Genomic DNA, 16,869 nt, shown 5'->3' with positions numbered 1-16,869 from the left:
GGGCCGTGGGACGACACAGTCGAAAATCCGGGGCGCCCGCTCCGGAGTCAGCTCCGGCGCCGGCGCCCGCCGCAGCGCGCCCGCAGGCGCAGCCGGATCACGCCGGGTACGGGGACCCGTTCGCCCACGACGCGCCCGGCGACGACGTCTTCGGCAACGGCGACCCGTTCGCCGGGTGGCCCGAACCGACCGTCACCCACCGGGGATACGCCTCCCAGGACCGGTCGACCGCCGCCACCCGGGCCGGCGGCCACCCCCAGCAGTACGAAACCGGTCGCGCCTGGGGTGCCGGACCCGACGCCGTGTACGGCGACTGGCACGGGATACCGCGACCGCGGGCTGCCGAACCGGCCCCCTCGGCGCGCACCGCGCCCCCCGCCCCGCGACGGGACCCGGACACCCCGGCCTTCGGCACACCCGCCGTGGGCTTCCCGCAGGTCACCCTCGAACCGCCGGCCCCCCGCTCGACAACGCCCGATGCGGCGCCGGGGGCCGACCCGCTGACCTCCACCGGTTCCCACCGCCAGGTCCCCGGCCCGCGGCGGCCGGCCGACGACGCCGCCTGCGAACAGCCCGCCGCCGGCACCGGGCGCGGCCGCAGGGTCCGTACGTACACCGGCATGGCCGCGGCCGCGGTGACCACCGTCCTCGCGGTGGTCGTCGCCGGCCAGGGGTACCTCGACGGCGACGCGGAGGAGGCCAGGGCCGGCGCGCCCGCCGCCACCGACAAGGAGCGCAGCGACACCGCCGCCTCCCGTTCCGACGGCCGCCCCACCCCGAACGGCGGCGTGGCCGCGCCCGTGGCGCCCTCCGCCGCCGCGCCCGCCCCGGCGCCCGAGCTGACGTACGAACAGCAGATGGCGGCGCAGCTGCCCTTCGATCCGAAGCTCGCCGGGCCCGGGACCTTCGACACCGTGCCCGGTGTGGCCAAGGCCCCCGGCAAGGGCAGGATCGTGCGCTACCGGGTCGACGTCGAGCAGGGACTGGGACTGGACCCGCAGCTCTTCGCCGAGGCCGTCCACCGCACCCTCAACGACGACCGCAGCTGGGGCCACGGCGGCTCGAAGACCTTCGAACGGGTCCCGGGAGGGGAGTCCGACTTCGTGATCACCCTCGCCAGCCCCGGCACCACCGGGATCTGGTGTGCCAAGTCCGGCCTCGACACCGTCGTCGGCAACGTGTCCTGCGACTCGGCGAAGACCGAGCGCGTGATGATCAACGCCTTCCGGTGGGCGCAGGGCTCGGAGACCTACGGCCCGGACCAGATGTTCGCCTACCGGCAGATGCTCATCAACCACGAGGTCGGCCACCGGCTCGGTCACGGCCACGTCAACTGCAGCACCCCGGGCGCGCTCGCCCCGGTCATGCAGCAGCAGACCAAGTCCCTGAACATCGACGGCATCCAGTGCAGGCCCAACCCCTGGGCGTTTCCCGGGAACTGACGAGACGTCCGGTCTGCGGTCGGCGGGGTGGGCGTCGACCTCCGTGACGCCGCAGCGCCCGGGCGCTCCCCGGCCCGCAGGCGCGGGAACAGCAGCCCGCCCGGCGCCGCGGGGCTTCCCTCGCCGCGCACGCGGGGGTGACCCTCGGCGTCGCCGGGGCGAGAGCGGCTCCGGCGGGGCACGCTCCCCCCGGGCACCCGCCGACTGCCCGCCGCCGTGCCGGCACTCGATCCCGGACGCGCCGCCGACCGCCGCACGTCACGCCACCGGGCCTCTGCCGCACCGCAGTTCGGCAGTTCCGAGGCCGCACTTCTAGCGCGCTCGAACGCGAACCGTACGGGAAAGTTACGACTCTTCACCCCTTCCGGTGGCGCGACGGACAACCGTCCGCCGCGCCTGCGGCACATCCGCTTGAGTTCTCCCGCGGCGGGTCGCCTGACCGACGGAGACCGCCTGAACGGAAGATCGGGGGTGCCACTCGTGCGGATCGGACTGCTCACCGAAGGTGGTTATCCGTATGCGACGGGCGAGGCCAGGCTGTGGTGCGACCGGCTCGTGCGCGGACTCCCGCAGCACGAGTTCGAGCTCTACGCGCTGAGCCGCAGCGCCGACCAGGAGCGCGCCCGGGTCCCCCTGCCCGAGCACGTCACCCGCGTCCGCACCGCCCCCCTGTGGGCCCCCGCCGACGACGGGCGGACCTACTCCCGGCGCGAGCGGCGGCGCTTCGCGGACTGCTTCGCCCAGCTGGTCCACGGGATCTGCGCCGGTGCCCCCGACCCCTTCGCAGCCGGGCTGTACGGGCTCGCCGGACTCGCCCGCGAACAGGGCGGGCTCCACGCGGCGCTGCGCTCCGAGTCCGCGGTCCGGGCCCTGGAGGCCGCCTGCCGGGCCCCCGGCGCGAGCCGCACCGTACAGGCCGCGCGGGTGGCCGACCTGCTGGAGTTCGTGGACGACCTGGAGCGCATGCTGCGGCCGCTGTCCCTCGGCTGGTACGAGGAGAACGCCCACGGCGAGGGCCTCGCAGCCGTCGACGTCTGCCACGCCGCCGCCGGCGGGGTGGCAGCCCTCCCCGGCCTGCTGGCCAAACGCTTCTTCGGGGTCCCGCTGCTGGTCACCGAGTACGGCGTCCAGTTGCGCGCCCACTACCTGGCCCACCTCGGTTCCGGCGGGGCCGAGGAGCCCCGTCCCGCGGTACGGGCCCTGCTCGCCGCCTTCCACCTGCGGCTGGCCTGCGAGATCTACACCCGGGCCGACTTCCTCACCCCCGGCAACGCCCACGCCCGACGCTGGCAGGAGCGCTGCGGCGCCACCCGCGACCGGCTGAGGACGGTCCACCCGGGGATGGAGGCGGACCGATTCGCCTCCGTCGGGGAGGGCGCCGACCGCGGCGACCCGGACACGCTGGTGTGGGTCGGCCGGGTGGAGCCCGCCAAGGACCTCGTCGCCCTGCTGCACGCCTTCGCCGAGGTCCGCAGGACCCGACCGGGCACCCGGCTGCGGATCTTCGCCACGGCCGCGGATCCCGGCTACCTTGCGGACTGCCGCTCCCTCGCCGCCCAGCTGTTCCCCGACGAGGCCGCAGACTGCGTCACCGCCGGGGAGAACCCGGTCGCCTTCGAGGAGGTCGGCGGACCGGAGGCCCCAACGGCTGCGCAGGCGTACGCCGGCGGGCGCGTCGTCGTGCTGTCCTCCGTGATCGAGGGCTTCCCGGTGACCCTGGCCGAGGCCATGCTCTGCGGGCGCGCCACCGTATCCACCGATGTCGGCGCCGTGTGCGAGGTCATCGGCGGCACCGGTCTCGTCGTCCCGCCGCGCAATCCGCGGGCGCTCGCCGAGGCCTGCCTGTCGCTGCTCGGGGACGCCGAGCGGGCCGAACGCCTCGGGGCCGCCGCCAGGGCGCGCGCCCTGGAGCTGTTCACCGTCGAGCAGAACGTCACCGCCTTCCAGGAGATCTACCTGCGGCTGCTGGCCAAGGGCTCCGAACGGCCCGACGGCGGCATCCCCTTCGCCCGGCCCCCGGAGGCGCGGGTGCCCGGCCACTGGACCAGCCCGACCTGGGCCACGCCCGCACCGGACCCGACCTCGGAGGCCGCCGTATGACCACCGTCGACCCCGACACCGCGGCCCCGCCGGCGCTGCCATCCGCCCCGGTGCCGCCCTCGGCTCCCGCCCGTGCCCCGTCGGCGACCGAGCCGCGGTCCGGTGGCGCAGGCGCCGACGCGGCGCGGCCCGATGGTGCGCAGCAGGAGTCGGGCGTGAGCACGGGTGCGGCACCGTTACCGGACCTCCGGCCGGCCCCCCGACCCGCGGGCGCCGACGCCACCCTGGACGAGGTCGCCCGCGGCGCGACGCCGCAGGCGCGCCGCCGGACCGGCGGGGATCCCGTCAAGGCGCTGCTGCACCGGCACCGCGAGCTGTGCGAGCGGGCCGTGGACCCCCTGGAGATCGCCGCCGGGCTGGAGGCCCACGGCATCACCGACCGCACCGCCGCCCGCTTCCGGCACCGGGACGTCTTCTCCCTCGCCGAGGAGCTGTACGCCCGCAGCCCGCGCGGCGAAGCACCCGCCGCCGCACCGGCCGCGCCCCCGGCCGGGCCGTCCGCATACCGCACCCTCGGCTGCGCCCTGCTGCCCGGGGCGCTGGCCGCCGGCGCAGCCGCCGCCGGCCAGACGTGGGCCGGACCCGCCGCCGTGGCCGCCACCGTCGCGGCGCTCGTCCTGCCGGGCCGCGCCGCCGGGGGGAGGTTCCCGTGGCTCGCCCACCTGCTCGCCGCAGCCGTCGCCGGCTGGGCCGCGTACCGGTACGGCACCCCCCTCGCGGTCGCCCTCGCGCTGGCCGTCGCCCCCGGGCACCTGCTCGCCGCCGCGTTCGCCGGCGGAGGGCGGGCCAGGCTCGACGGCAGCCGCGCTTTGGAGGACTTCGCCGACCGGGCCCGGCCCCTGCTCCTCGCAGCCGTCGCCTGCTTCGCCGCGGCCGCCGCCGGGGCCGCGGCCCTCACCGGCACACCGCCGGCGGTGGCGGTGCCACTGGCCCTGCTGTTCTTCCTGACCCGGCTCCTGCTGCGGCACGGATCCCGTCGCGGACCCGTCGCCGCCGCACTCGCCCTGGCCCTGATCCCCGTACCGGGGGCGGCCGCGGCGGCCGCGGCCGTACTCCTCGTTCACGCCGTCCTCGCCCTGTCCCGCGCCTCCGCCCACGCGAGGCCCTGACGTCCCACCGGACCACTCACCCTTCGGAGCCGACGCCGAAGCGAACTCCCGTACCCCGCCCCACCGTCCACCCACCCGTCCGCAAGGAGACACAGACATGACCGGCCAGCCAACCGACCAAGGGGTCACGCGATGAGGGTGCTGCTGATCGGAGCCAACGGATACCTCGGCCGCTACGTCGCCGACCGGCTGCTCGCCGACCCCGCCGTCCAGCTCACCGCGCTCGGCCGCGGCGACGACGCCGACGTCCGCTTCGACCTCGCCACGGGCAGCCCCGGAGCCCTCACGCGCTTCCTCGACGCCGTCCACCCGGGCGTCGTCATCAACTGCGCGGGCGCCACCCGCGGCGGAGCGCGCGAACTGACCCGCCACAACACCGTCGCCGTCGCGACGATCTGCGAGTCGCTGCGCCGCAGCGGCTGCGGGGCCCGGCTCGTCCAGCTCGGATGCGCCGCCGAGTACGGGCCCAGCCAGCCCGGGTCGTCCACGGCCGAGGACGCCGTGCCGAGACCCGGCGGACCGTACGGCGTCAGCAAACTGGCCGCCACCGAACTGGTGCTGGGCTCCGGGCTGGACGCCGTCGTGCTGCGCATCTTCTCCCCCGTCGGCCCCGGCACCCCCGCCGGGTCGCCGCTCGGCCGGCTCGCCGAGGCCATGCGGCGCGCGATGCAGTCCGGTGACGGGGAGCTCAAGCTCAGCGGGCTCGGCGTGCAGCGCGACTTCGTCGACGTACGGGACGTGGCGCGGGCCGTGCACGCCGCGTCGCTGTCCGCCGCCCAGGGAGTGGTGAACATCGGCACCGGCCGCGCGGTCCGGCTGCGCGACGCCGCCGCGGTCCTGGCCCGGGTCGCCGGGTACGCAGGGGCCCTGCACGAGCTCGACGTACCGCACGGCGGCCCGCAGCAGGCGCACGGGCACCCCGGCCGCCCGCCGGCCGGACTCTCCTCCATCGGTTCCCCCCGCTCCGAGGCCTCCGTGGAGCAGCTCGCGGCGGCGCCCCAGCCGTACCCGTACCCCGACGGCTGCGGAGCCTGGCAGCAGGCCGACGTGCGCACCGCCCGCGACCGGCTCGGCTGGCGGCCCCGGATCAACCTGGAGGAGTCTCTGGCGGACATCTGGATGGAGGCGGCGTGCCGCATCTGACCACTCCGCCGGGGGCCCTGGCGTCGGCCGCGACCGGCGCCGGCCGCCTCGGGCTGGGCATCCCCGGTTACGCGCACCCGCTCCTCGCCCCCGTGGAGTGGGCCGAGCTGACCCGCCCCGGCACCCCGCTGCACTGGGCCGTGCTGAACGTGGCCGACGGGCCGGGCGGACGGCCCGACCCGCACTGCACGGAAGCCGCCGTGAAGCTGCACGGCGCGGGCGGCACGGTCCTCGGGCATCTCGCGATGCGGGACGGGGCGCGGTCCTTCGGGGAGCTGGTCTCCGACGCCCACCGCTTCCGCGACTGGTACGGCGTCGGCGGCTTCTACCTCGCCGGGACTCCGGCCGACAAGGCGGAACTGGCCTCGGTGCGCCGGGTCGTCGACAGCCTGCGCGGGCTGGGGGAGGACCTGCGGATCGTGCTCGGGCACGGCACCCACCCGTACGAGGGCTACGCGGAGGCCGCCGACCAGCTGGTCACCTTCTCCGGCGCGTGGGCCGACTACCGCTGGTCGCAGGTGGCGGAGTGGACCGCCGAGCATCCCCCGGAGCGGTTCTGCCACCTCGTCCACGGGGTGCCGCGCTCCCACCTGGAGGAGGCGATGCGGATCGCCCGCTGGCAGGGCGCGGGCACGATCTGGTTCACCGACCGCCGCGCCGCGGGGGGCCGCGACCCCTGGGCGTCCATGCCCGGGTACTGGGACGAAATCGTCTCACGTATCGGGACAGGTGTCTTGGAATGAAGACGGGCGTGGCAGTGTTACGGAGAGAACCACCGTTACGTCGTACCAATCTACGGAGTCCCCGTGTCGCTGCCACCCCTGGTCGAGCCGGCTGCTGAGCTCACCGTTGACGAGGTCCGTCGGTACTCCCGTCACCTGATCATCCCGGACGTCGGGATGGACGGCCAGAAGCGCCTGAAGAACGCGAAGGTGCTGGCCGTGGGCGCGGGCGGCCTCGGTTCTCCCGCCCTCATGTACCTGGCCGCGGCCGGCGTCGGGACCCTGGGCATCGTGGAGTTCGACGAGGTCGACGAGTCGAACCTGCAGCGCCAGATCATCCACAGCCAGTCGGACATCGGCCGTTCCAAGGCCGAGTCCGCCCGGGACAGCGTGCTGGGCATCAATCCGTACGTGAACGTGGTCCTTCACGAAGAGCGGCTCGAGGCCGAGAACGTGATGGAGATCTTCAGCCAGTACGACCTCATCGTCGACGGCACGGACAACTTCGCCACGCGCTACCTCGTCAACGACGCGTGCGTGCTGCTGAACAAGCCGTACGTGTGGGGCTCGATCTACCGCTTCGACGGCCAGGCCTCGGTCTTCTGGTCCGAGCACGGCCCGTGCTACCGCTGCCTCTACCCCGAGCCGCCGCCGCCGGGCATGGTCCCGAGCTGCGCCGAGGGCGGCGTGCTGGGCGTGCTTTGCGCGTCCATCGGCTCCATCCAGGTCACCGAGGCCATCAAGGTCCTCACGGGCGTCGGCGAGCCGCTCGTCGGCCGCCTGATGATCTACGACGCCCTGGAGATGCAGTACCGCCAGGTCAAGGTCCGCAAGGACCCCGACTGCGCGGTCTGCGGTCCGAACGCGACCGTCAAGGAGCTCATCGACTACGAGGCCTTCTGCGGCGTCGTGTCGGAGGAGGCGCAGGAGGCGGCCGCCGGCTCCACGATCACTCCCAAGCAGCTCAAGGAGTGGATCGACACGGACGAGCCGATCGAGATCATCGACGTCCGCGAGGTCAACGAGTACGAGATCGTCTCGATCCCCGGCGCGAAGCTGATCCCGAAGGGCGAGTTCCTGATGGGCACCGCCCTGCAGGACCTCCCGCAGGACAAGCGCATCGTCTTGCACTGCAAGACGGGTGTCCGCAGTGCGGAAGTCCTCGCGGTCCTGAAGTCCGCAGGCTTCGCGGACGCCGTCCACGTCGGCGGCGGCGTCATCGGCTGGGTCCACCAGATCGAGCCCGAGAAGCCGGTCTACTGACCGTTCCCGCTCGTGAAGGGGCCGTACCCGCGTTCGCCGCGGGTACGGCCCCTTCGTGCTGTGCTGCGGTCAGGCGCCGAGGGGTTCGGTCGGGGGTGACGGCTGGGCCGGGGGCTGGGTGGCGTCCGGCGGCGGGGTACAGACGGTGTTCGCGGCGGGGACCTTTCCGTCGAGCAGGTAGGCGTTCACCGCTCCCTGCACGCACGGGTCGCCGCTGTTGTACGCCCCGTGGCCCTCGCCCTCGTACGTGAGCTCCACACCCACACCGGGGCCGAGCCGCTCGACCATCTTGCGGGCGCCCTCGTACGGGGTGGCCGGGTCGCCCGTGTTGCCGATCACCACGATCGGGTCGGCCCCGGGGGCGGAGACGTCCGGGGTCGCCGAGGTGCCGGGGACCGGCCAGCCGGTACAGCTCATCATCGCCCAGCCGAGGAAGTCCCCGAAGACCGGGGAGGCCCCGCGGAAGGCGGGGAGCTTCGCCCTGGTCTGCTCCAGGGTGTAGCGGTCCTTGGAGTCGACGCAGTTGATCGCCGTGTTGGCGGCGCCGATGTTGCTGTAGTCGCCGTTCTCGCCGCGGCCGTTGAGGGCGTCGGACAGTGCCATCAGCAGCTGTCCCTGGCCGCCCTCGGCCTCGTCCAGTCCCTGCTCCAGCAGCGGCCACAGCTCTTGGGAGTAGAGGGCCTGGGCGATGCCGTTGGTCGCCGAGGACTCGGTCAGCATCCGGTCGCCGATGCCCGGAATCGGTTTGGCGGCCAGCTGCTTCTGCAGCGCGATGATGTCTTCCTCGATCTCCTGGGCGGTGCTGCCCCGGAGCCGGCACTCGTCGCCCCGGTCCACGCAGTCCTGCGCGAAGTTGGTGAGGGCCAGCTGGAAGCCCTTGGCCTGGCCGAGCGCACCCTGTTCGGAGGTCGCGGTCGGGTCGACGACGGCGTCGAAGACGGCGCGGCCGACCTTCTCGGGGAAGAGGTGGGCGTACACCCCGCCGAGTTCGGTCCCGTAGGAGATCCCGAAGTAGTTGAGCTTCTCGTCGCCCAGGGCCTGGCGGAGCCGGTCGAGGTCGCGGGCGGCGTTCTCCGTGCCGACGTACGGGAGCACCTTCCCGGACTTGGCCTCGCAGGCCCGTTGGTAGCGGCGGGTGTTGTCGAGGTACGCCTGCTCCGCCTGCGGGGTGTCGGGGGAGGAGTCCGCGGCGTAGTACGCGTCGAGCTGCTTGTCGTCCAGGCACAGGACGGGGGCGCTGCGGCCCACCCCGCGCGGGTCGAAGCTCACGAGGTCGTAGCGCCGGCGCAGTGCCTCGTACTCCTTGGCGGCGCCGGGCAGCGTGGTGATCCCGGAGCCGCCGGGGCCGCCGAAGTTGAAGACGAGCGACCCCAGGCGCTCCTTCTGGTTCCTCGCCTTCGCCCTGATCAGCGCGAGAGGAATCGTTTCTCCTTCGGGGTCGGCGTAGTCGAGGGGCACGTGGAGCGTGGCGCACTGCCAGTCCTTGGGCGGAGCCTGCCCGCCCCCCTCGGCTGCCGTCGGGGCCTCGCACTCCCCCCACTTCAGGGGTGGTGCCCCCTCGGTGCCGCCCGCCTTGGGCGTCTTCTCCTCCCCGCTGTCGGAACAGCCACTTGTACCGGCCGCCCCGGCCATGAGGGCGACGGCGACGACGACGCGCAGGAGGTGTCTGGGCATGTCACCATCCTGCGCGCCCCCGGCGCCCGCCGCCCGCGCGCTGACCCGTTCGGGTGGGCGGGTGACAGCGGCTGCGTCGGCACCTGCCGGGCCGCCCGGGCGGCGCGGACCCGGCGGCGCCGGGGCGGCCGGCGGTGGCCCGGCTGCGGTACTTCGCGGGGACCGTGCCGTACGTGAAGGCGATGACCCGGGAGCCGAACTCCCGCACCCTCCGCGCCGGTTCGATGGCCCGTCACGCGGCGGCCGCCTGCCTCTCGCCCCCGGGCGTTCGAGGCGCGGACGCGCAGCGCCGCCGGGGGACGGGCCCCCGGGGAGCGGCACGCCGAGGCGCGGGCGGAGCCCCGTACCCCCGCAACCCCCGGCCGGGGGCTAGATCGCTTCCTTGCGGGTCAGGAAGTTGAACGAGATCCAGCCCGGCAGCACCGGCAGCCAGAAGGTCATCAGCCGGAACAGCAGCACCGCCGAGATCGCGACCTCCTTCTCCAGCCCCGCCGCGATCAGCCCCAGCGTCAGCGTGGTCTCCACCGCGCCCATACCGCCCGGCGTCGGCGCCGCCGACCCCAGCGCGTTGCCCGCCAGGAACACCACCGCGATGCTCGCGTAGCTGATGGCCTCGCCGCCCCCGAACGCCCTGATCGACGCGTCCAGGCACATCACGAAGCAGCCCGTCAGCAGCAGCATCCCGCCGATGCCGGTCATCAGCTTCTTGGGCCGCTGGAGCACGTCCAGCATGCGCGGCACCACGCCCGCGAACAGCGCCCGTACCCGCGTGACCACGAACTTCCGCATGAACGGCACGGCCGTCACGACCAGCACCAGCACCGCCACCGTGAGCAGCCCCGCGATGACGGCCCGGGACGGGGTCATCTCCGGGGTTTTCTCGGTGCCGGTCAGGTAGCCGAAGGACAGCAGCAGCAGGATGTGGCTGGCCAGCCCGAACAGCTGCGAGGCGCCCACGCTCGCGACCGCCAGCCCCGGCCGGACGCCCGCCCGCTGCAGGAAGCGCGTGTTCAGCGCGACGCCGCCGACGGCCGCCGGCGCCACCAGCTTCACGAACGAACCCGCCACCTGCGCCACCACGGTCCGCAGGAACGACACCCGCTCCGGCACGAAGCCCAGCAGGCTCATCGCCGCCGCGAAGTAGCTGAGGGCCGAGAAGGCGACCGCCGCCCCGACCCAGCCCCACTGCGCGTCACCGATGATCGTCCCGAAGTCCACGTGCGCCAGCTGGGTCAGCAGGAAGTACGCGCCGAAGGCGCCCGCGATGAACGACACCAGGGTGCGCGGCCGGATCCGCTCCAGCCGGGCCGGCTCCACCGGCGCCTGCGGGCGGATCAGCAGCACCTGCTGGCGGATCTGGCTGAGCAGGTCCTCCTCGCGGGCCTCGTCCAGGGCGTCGTCGAGCGCCCTCTTCTCGGCCTTGCGGTCCGCCGCGGGCGAGGTCGGGGCCGCCGTGGCGGAGGCCGCGGCCTCCGCCTCGCGCGCCGCCTTCGCCGCCCGTGAGGACTCCAGTACGGCCTCCCGCTCCCGCTCGGCCCGCTCCCGGGCCAGCCTGCGCAGCGTCGACCGGGTGGAACGGCTCAGCGCGATCGGCTGGAGCAGCGGAAGGCAGCCCGCCACCGTGTCGGGGCCGAGCACCGACACCGCCGAGGCCACCGCCCGCTCCGCGCCGACCCGCAGGCCGAGGGTGGCCAGCAGCTGCGCGACGTCCATCCGGAGCACCAGGTCGCCGGCCGCGATCTCCCCGCCCCGCAGGTCGGTGAGGATGACGTTGCCGGAACGATCCACCACCAGTGCGTCCCCGGTGAGCCTGCGGTGGGCGATCCGCCGCGACTGCAGGGCCCGCACCTGCTCCCACGCGTTGCGGCTCAGCTCGTCGGTGATCTCCTCGTCCGGGAGGGAGTCCAGGGTTCGCCCGCCCAGGTGCTCGTAGACGAGCATGACCGCGTCCGGTCCCAGCTCGGACGTGGCGATCAGCTTCTGGGCGTTCGCCCCGGCCGCGATCGCCGCGTACGCGAGGAGCGCCTCCTGCTCCAGGGCCTGCCGCAGCGACTGCAGGCTGCGGCGGGTGGTGATGCCGCGCAGGGTGAGCCGGCGCCACACCCGGTAGAAGAAGCCCTGCGCCTGCTGCTCCCGGTCGACGACGGTGACGTCGAGCGGCGGGCCGTCCTCCAGGGTCACGTGGTAGCGCCGGCCGCGGTCGCCGGTCTCGGACGCCTCGGGGCCCTCGGGCGTCTCGGCGCGCAGGGCGCTGACCGGCTGGAAGCCGACGCGGCGCAGCCCGGCGAGCAGGTGCTGCCCGGTCGGGCGCACGTTGGGGGAGCCGACGGCGTACAGGGTGCCGTAGGCCACGCTCCAGCCGATCAGCACCGTGAGGATGATCGAGAAGGGGGTGGTGTAGCCGTTGACCAGCATGGTGAGCGCGTTGAGCAGCAGGACCACCCACAGCGCCACGCGCCAGTGGGGCCTGCGGGTCATGCCCACCGCGGTCATGTACGCGATCACCGGCGCGAGGTAGCCGTGCACGGGGTCGGTCAGGGCCCCGCCGCCCGCGGAGCGGGTGAGGGCGTCCTGGATCGTGGCCGGGGCGGCCTGGGAGACCCACAGGTCGGTGGCCAGGGTGACACCGTGCGCGAGGACGGCGGCCAGCACGCCGTCGGCGATCCGCAGCCCGTCGCGTTTGATCAGGCGCTCGATGGCGAAGGCGACGGGCAGCAGCAGCACCGCGATGCTGGAGACCAGCGCCGCCACCTTGATCAACAGGTCCGGCGCCTGGCCGGTGCCCTTGCTGATGTCCTCCTCCAGCCCGACGGTGGTGCCGTGGGCGAAGGCGGCGATGCCGAGCAGGACGGCGATGCCGAGGATGCCGACGAGGAGCCGTACGAGGTCGGACGGCCGGTGCACGCGGGCGGCGAGCAGCGGTTCGTCGACCTCGACCCGGTCGGCGGCGGTGGTGGCGTGGCCGTGCGGGGCCTCCGCGTCCTCGTCGCCAGCGCGGCCGGGGTCGCGGCCGGCCGGGAGGGACGCCGGCGGGCCCGCCGGGAGGCCGGGCGCAGGCTCCGGCGCGCGGTCCGGCACGGTTTCCGGCGCGGGGTCCTGGGGACGGTTCTGCGGGCGGGGGGCGGGGCCGTCCTCAGGGCGCGCCGCGTCGTCCCCCGCCGCGCCTTCCGGAGGGCTCACACCCTGCTCCTTCGTCGTCACATCCGTCTCTTCTTGATCGCGTATCACCAGTCACCGCCCGGAAGATGGTGGCACGGACCGAGGGGACGCCGGGGCATCAGGGTGCGCGCCGGTCCGGAACCACAACTTCCGCCGGCGGGTGGCCGGCGTACTGCACCATGTGCTGAATGAGTGAGGAGCTGCCCGCGTACGCGGAGCGCGTACTGGAGGGCGTCGAGCGTATTCCGCCCGGCCGGGTGATGACATACGGAGACGTCGCCGAATGGCTCGGCGAGGGCGGACCGCGCCAAGTCGGGCGTGTCATGGCCCTCTACGGAGGAGCCGTGCCCTGGTGGCGCGTGGTGCGGGCGGACGGCCTGCCGCTGCCCGGCCACGAGGCGCGCGCCCTGGAGCACTACCGGGCCGAGGCCACCCCGCTGCGCCTGACGGCCGACGGCACCCCCCGCCTGGAGATGCGCCGGGCACGCTGGGACGGGGACCCGGACCCCGGACGGGAGCCCGGCCGGGAGGGCGGGCAGGACCCCGGACGGGACGGCGGGCGCGACGAGGCTCACACCTGACAGCTTCGGCCATGCGGCGCCGAGGCGGGCGATCGGGCGACGGTGCGAACGCCCGTCCGGGGTACCCGGGGGGACTGCGCGGGCCGCGCCGGTTGCCGTAGCGTTGCCTCTTCGGCTTCCGCGCGAGCCGGCACCGCAGTACCGCCCCAGCACGCAGACCCACCAGGACCGGCACCTCACGTGATCACCTCTTCCTCGGACCGCACCGAACGGCGGCGTTCGCGGACCCCCGACGCGTACCGCCTCGTGCGCACCGGGCCGGAACGGGTGGATCCCCCTGTGCTGGACGCAGCGCAGCGGGCGGTGGTTGACCACCCCGGAGGACCGCTGCTGGTCCTGGCCGGCCCCGGCACCGGGAAGACGACCACGCTGGTGGAGGCCGCCGCCGCGCGCGTGGAAGCCGGTACGGACCCCTCCCGGATCCTGATCCTCACCTTCAGCCGCAAGGCGGCGGTGGAACTGCGCGACCGGGCCGCCCTGCGGCTGGGCGGGGCACGCGCCCCGCAGGCCACCACCTTCCACTCCTTCTGCTACGGCCTGGTCCGCGCCCACCAGGACACCGACCTCTTCGCCGATCCGCTGCGGCTGCTGTCCGGCCCCGAGCAGGACGTGATGGTCCGCACCCTCCTGGAGGGCCAGCGGCGGATCCGCTCGATCCGCTGGCCGGACGACCTGCGGGCCGCACTGACCACGCGCGGGTTCGCCGACGAGGTCCGGGCGGTCCTCGCCCGCGCCCGGGAGCTGGGCCTCGGCCCGACGGCCCTCGCCGACTTCGCCGACCGCATCGGCCGACCCGACTGGAAGGCGGCGGCCGCCTTCCTCTCCGAGTACCTCGACGTCCTCGACATCCAGGGGACGTTGGACTACGCGGAGCTGCTCCACCGCGCGGTCCTCCTGGCCGAGCGCACCCCGTCACTGGCCTCGGCGTACGACGCGATCTTCGTGGACGAGTACCAGGACACGGACGCCTCCCAGCTGCGCCTGCTGCGGGCCCTGACCGGGCACGGCGGCACGCTGGTGGCCTTCGGCGACCCGGACCAGTCGATCTACGCCTTCCGCGGCGCCGACATCAACAACGTGCTCGACTTCGCGTCCGCCTTCCCGGGTGCGCAGGTCAGGGCCCTGACGGTGGCCCGCCGCTCCGGGGCGGCCCTGCTGGCCGCGACCCGCCTGCTGACCACCCGCATGCCGCTGCCCCGCCTCCCCGCGGCCGCGGTGCGGGCCCACCGCGCCCTGCAGGCCACGCGGGAGGGCGGCCGGGTGGAGGTCTGCACGTACCCGACGGCCGGCGCAGAGCTGGACAACATCGCCGACATCCTGCGCCGGGCCCACCTGGAGGACGGCGTGCCGTGGCAGGACATGGCCGTCCTGGTCCGCGCCGGCGGCCGTACCCTCCCGCAGATGCGCCGCGCCCTGATCGCGGCGGGAGTCCCGGTCGAAACGGACGGCACGGACATCCCCCTCCGCCACGAGCCGGCGGTCGCCCCCCTCCTCACGGCCCTCCGCCTCACCGCAACCTGGACCCCACCCACCGCCCCGGCCGATCCGGACGCCCTGCCGGCCGACCCGGACGCCCTCCCCGCCGACGCGGAGCCGGCCGCGACGGACGCGGACGTCGGAGCGGCCGTGCCCCGCGCGGAAGCGGAGCCGGGCGCAGACCGCGCCGCCGCAGGCGCCCCGGCCGCGGCCGACGCCGACCCGCAGGGCGGGGAGGCCGGCCGTGCGGCCGCCGGCGGGTCCGGCGAAGAAGCAGCCGGGGGCGTGGAGGCGGCGCTCGCCCTGCTCGCCTCGCCCCTCGGCGGCATGGACGCCGCCGACCTGCGCCGGCTCGGCCGCGCCCTGCGGGACGAGGAGCGCGCCGCAGGCGTCAAGGTGCCCGCACCCTCCGACGTCCTGCTCGCCCGCGCCCTCGCTGAGCCCGAGCGCCTCACCGCGCACGACCCCGCGTACGCCCGGGGCGCGCAGCGCCTCGGCCTGCTCCTGCGCAAGGCCCGCGAGCTCCTCCAGGGCGGCGGCACCGCCGAGGAGGCCCTGTGGGTCCTCTGGGACGGCACCCCCTGGCCCGACCGGCTGGAGCGCCAGGCCCGCCGCGGCGGCGCGGCCGGCCGCAACGCCGACCGCGACCTCGACGCCGTCTGTGCCCTCTTCGACACCGCCGCCCGCGCCGAGGAACGCACCGGCGGCAGCGGCGCGCTGAACTTCCTCGAACAACTGGAGGCGGAGGACATCGCCGCCGACACGTTGACGGCCCGCACCACCCGGCCCGACGCCGTCCGCCTGATGACCGCCCACCGTTCCAAGGGCCTGGAGTGGTCCCTCGTCGTCGTCGCCGGCGTCCAGGAGGGCCTGTGGCCCGACCTGCGCCGCCGCGGCTCCCTCCTGGAGGCCGACCGCATCGGCCGCGACGGCCTCGCCGAGCCCCTCACCCCCGGCGCGCTCCTGGCCGAGGAGCGCCGCCTCTTCTACGTCGCCGCCACCCGCGCCCGCGACCGGCTCGTCGTCACCGCCGTGAAAGCCCCCGCCGAGGACGGCGACCAGCCCTCCCGCCTCCTCACCGAGCTCGGCGTCACGCCGAAGGACGTCACCGGCCGGCCCCGGCGCCCCCTCGCCGTTCCCGCGCTCGTCGCCGAGCTGCGCGCCACCACCGTCGACCCGGACGCCTCGCCCGCCCTGCGCGACGCGGCCGCCCGCCGCCTCGCCCGCCTCGCCGCGCTCACCGACGACGAGGACCGCCCCCTGGTGCCCGCCGCGCACCCGCAGCGCTGGTGGGGCCTGTACGAGCCCACCCGCAGCAGCGTCCCCCTCCGCGACCGGGACCGGCCCGTCGCCCTCTCCGGCAGCGCACTGGACCAGCTCGCCAACACCTGCTCCCTCCAGTGGTTCCTCGGCCGCGAGGTCAAGGCCGACGCCCCCTCCACCGCCGCCCAGGGCTTCGGCAACGTCGTCCACGTCCTCGCCGACGAGGTCGCCTCCGGCCGCACCCCGGCAGACCTCGCCGTCCTCATGGAACGCCTCGACTCGGTCTGGGACGCCCTCGCCTTCGACGCGCCCTGGAAGTCGGCGCAGGAGAAGGAGAACGCCCGCGCCGCCCTCGAACGCTTCCTGCGCTGGCACACCACCGACCGCGGCGGCCGGGAGACCGTGGCCACGGAGCACGAGTTCGACGTCACACTCGAAGCCGGCGACGTCGCCGTCCGCATCCGCGGCTCCATGGACCGCGTCGAGGCGGACCCGCAGGGCCGCGCGTACGTCGTCGACTTCAAGACCGGGAAGTCCGCGCCCACCAAGGACGAGGTCGCCCGCCACCCCCAGCTCGCCGTCTACCAGCTCGCCGTCCGCGAGGGAGCCGTCGACGAGGTCTTCGACGGGCGGCGCCCCGCGCCCGGCGGCGCCGAACTCGTCCAGCTGCGCCAGGGCGCCGCGGTCCGCGACGGAGGCGACGCGGTCCCCAAGGTCCAGGCCCAGGAACCGCTCGACGGGGAGTGGGTCGGCGACCTGCTCGCGACCGCCGCCGGCCGGGTGCTGGACGAGCGCTTCACGCCCGCCGCGGGACGCCACTGCGACCACTGCTCCTTCCGCAGCTCGTGCAGCGCCCGCCCGGAGGGCCGCCAGACCGTCGAGTGAGCCCCCGCCCCACCCGCCGTCGGCCGGGGCTGTCGGTCGGGGCGGCTAGCCT

General features: G+C 75.1%; 10 protein-coding genes. 8 read left to right on the top strand and 2 right to left on the bottom strand.

Going from position 1 to position 16,869, the window contains the following annotated elements; translation table 11 throughout:
- Positions 1-5: 5 nt before the first annotated feature.
- The 6 genes from IF89_RS0125870 (at position 6) to moeZ (ending at position 7,779) form a co-directional block, all read left to right on the top strand.
- Entirely contained in the window at positions 6-1,442 is a 1,437-nt protein-coding gene (locus tag IF89_RS0125870; protein WP_030772778.1) for a DUF3152 domain-containing protein, read from the top strand.
- 480 nt (positions 1,443-1,922) lie between these two features.
- A complete protein-coding gene (locus tag IF89_RS0125865; protein WP_030772775.1) occupies positions 1,923-3,542 on the top strand; it encodes a DUF3492 domain-containing protein in 1,620 nt (539 codons plus the stop codon).
- Positions 3,539-4,651: a hypothetical protein gene (locus tag IF89_RS0125860; RefSeq protein ID WP_063831345.1), complete on the top strand. Its 1,113-nt coding sequence runs from the start codon at positions 3,539-3,541 to the stop codon at positions 4,649-4,651. The genes IF89_RS0125865 and IF89_RS0125860 overlap by 4 nt, the downstream gene beginning before the upstream one ends.
- 132 nt (positions 4,652-4,783) lie before the next feature.
- Positions 4,784-5,794 carry an NAD-dependent epimerase/dehydratase gene (locus IF89_RS0125855; protein WP_030772768.1) on the top strand — a complete coding sequence of 337 codons (1,011 nt, stop codon included), beginning with the start codon at positions 4,784-4,786 and terminating at the stop codon, positions 5,792-5,794.
- Positions 5,782-6,537 carry a spherulation-specific family 4 protein gene (locus tag IF89_RS0125850; protein WP_030772764.1) on the top strand — a complete coding sequence of 252 codons (756 nt, stop codon included), beginning with the start codon at positions 5,782-5,784 and terminating at the stop codon, positions 6,535-6,537. The genes IF89_RS0125855 and IF89_RS0125850 overlap by 13 nt, the downstream gene beginning before the upstream one ends.
- A 63-nt stretch (positions 6,538-6,600) precedes the next feature.
- On the top strand, positions 6,601-7,779 hold the full coding sequence (moeZ, locus tag IF89_RS0125845) for an adenylyltransferase/sulfurtransferase MoeZ (protein ID WP_030772761.1): 1,179 nt from the start codon (positions 6,601-6,603) through the stop codon (positions 7,777-7,779).
- A gap of 69 nt (positions 7,780-7,848) precedes the next feature.
- Here the strand turns inward: moeZ and IF89_RS0125840 are convergent, their stop codons facing one another.
- Both IF89_RS0125840 and IF89_RS0125835 read right to left on the bottom strand, forming a co-directional pair.
- Complete coding sequence (locus IF89_RS0125840; protein ID WP_051807630.1) at positions 7,849-9,453, bottom strand: alpha/beta hydrolase; 1,605 nt, start codon at positions 9,451-9,453, stop codon at positions 7,849-7,851.
- A gap of 369 nt (positions 9,454-9,822) precedes the next feature.
- On the bottom strand, positions 9,823-12,681 hold the full coding sequence (locus IF89_RS0125835) for a lysylphosphatidylglycerol synthase transmembrane domain-containing protein (protein WP_078628510.1): 2,859 nt from the start codon (positions 12,679-12,681) through the stop codon (positions 9,823-9,825).
- A 119-nt stretch (positions 12,682-12,800) separates the two neighbouring features.
- On the opposite strand from IF89_RS0125835, the gene IF89_RS0125830 reads away from it, so the two are divergent.
- Together IF89_RS0125830 and IF89_RS0125825 are read left to right on the top strand one after the other, a co-directional pair.
- Positions 12,801-13,193 carry an MGMT family protein gene (locus IF89_RS0125830; RefSeq protein WP_051807628.1) on the top strand — a complete coding sequence of 131 codons (393 nt, stop codon included), beginning with the start codon at positions 12,801-12,803 and terminating at the stop codon, positions 13,191-13,193.
- A gap of 180 nt (positions 13,194-13,373) precedes the next feature.
- Positions 13,374-16,817: an ATP-dependent helicase gene (locus IF89_RS0125825; RefSeq protein ID WP_063831344.1), complete on the top strand. Its 3,444-nt coding sequence runs from the start codon at positions 13,374-13,376 to the stop codon at positions 16,815-16,817.
- Positions 16,818-16,869 lie beyond the last annotated feature (52 nt).

The organism is Streptomyces sp. NRRL F-2664 (assembly GCF_000719345.1).
In the GTDB taxonomy this organism is placed as follows: Bacteria; Actinomycetota; Actinomycetes; order Streptomycetales; family Streptomycetaceae; genus Streptomyces.
This window is presented reverse-complemented; position numbering and strand designations above follow the sequence as displayed.

What these genes read in the sequence shown, in the direction of transcription:
- IF89_RS0125860 (WP_063831345.1), top strand. Translation starts at nt 3,539, where the DNA reads ATGACCACCGTCGACCCCGACACCGCGGCCCCGCCGGCGCTGCCATCC.
- IF89_RS0125855 (WP_030772768.1), top strand. Translation starts at nt 4,784, where the DNA reads ATGAGGGTGCTGCTGATCGGAGCCAACGGATACCTCGGCCGCTACGTC.
- IF89_RS0125840 (WP_051807630.1), bottom strand. Translation starts at nt 9,453, where the DNA reads ATGCCCAGACACCTCCTGCGCGTCGTCGTCGCCGTCGCCCTCATGGCC.
- IF89_RS0125830 (WP_051807628.1), top strand. Translation starts at nt 12,801, where the DNA reads ATGAGTGAGGAGCTGCCCGCGTACGCGGAGCGCGTACTGGAGGGCGTC.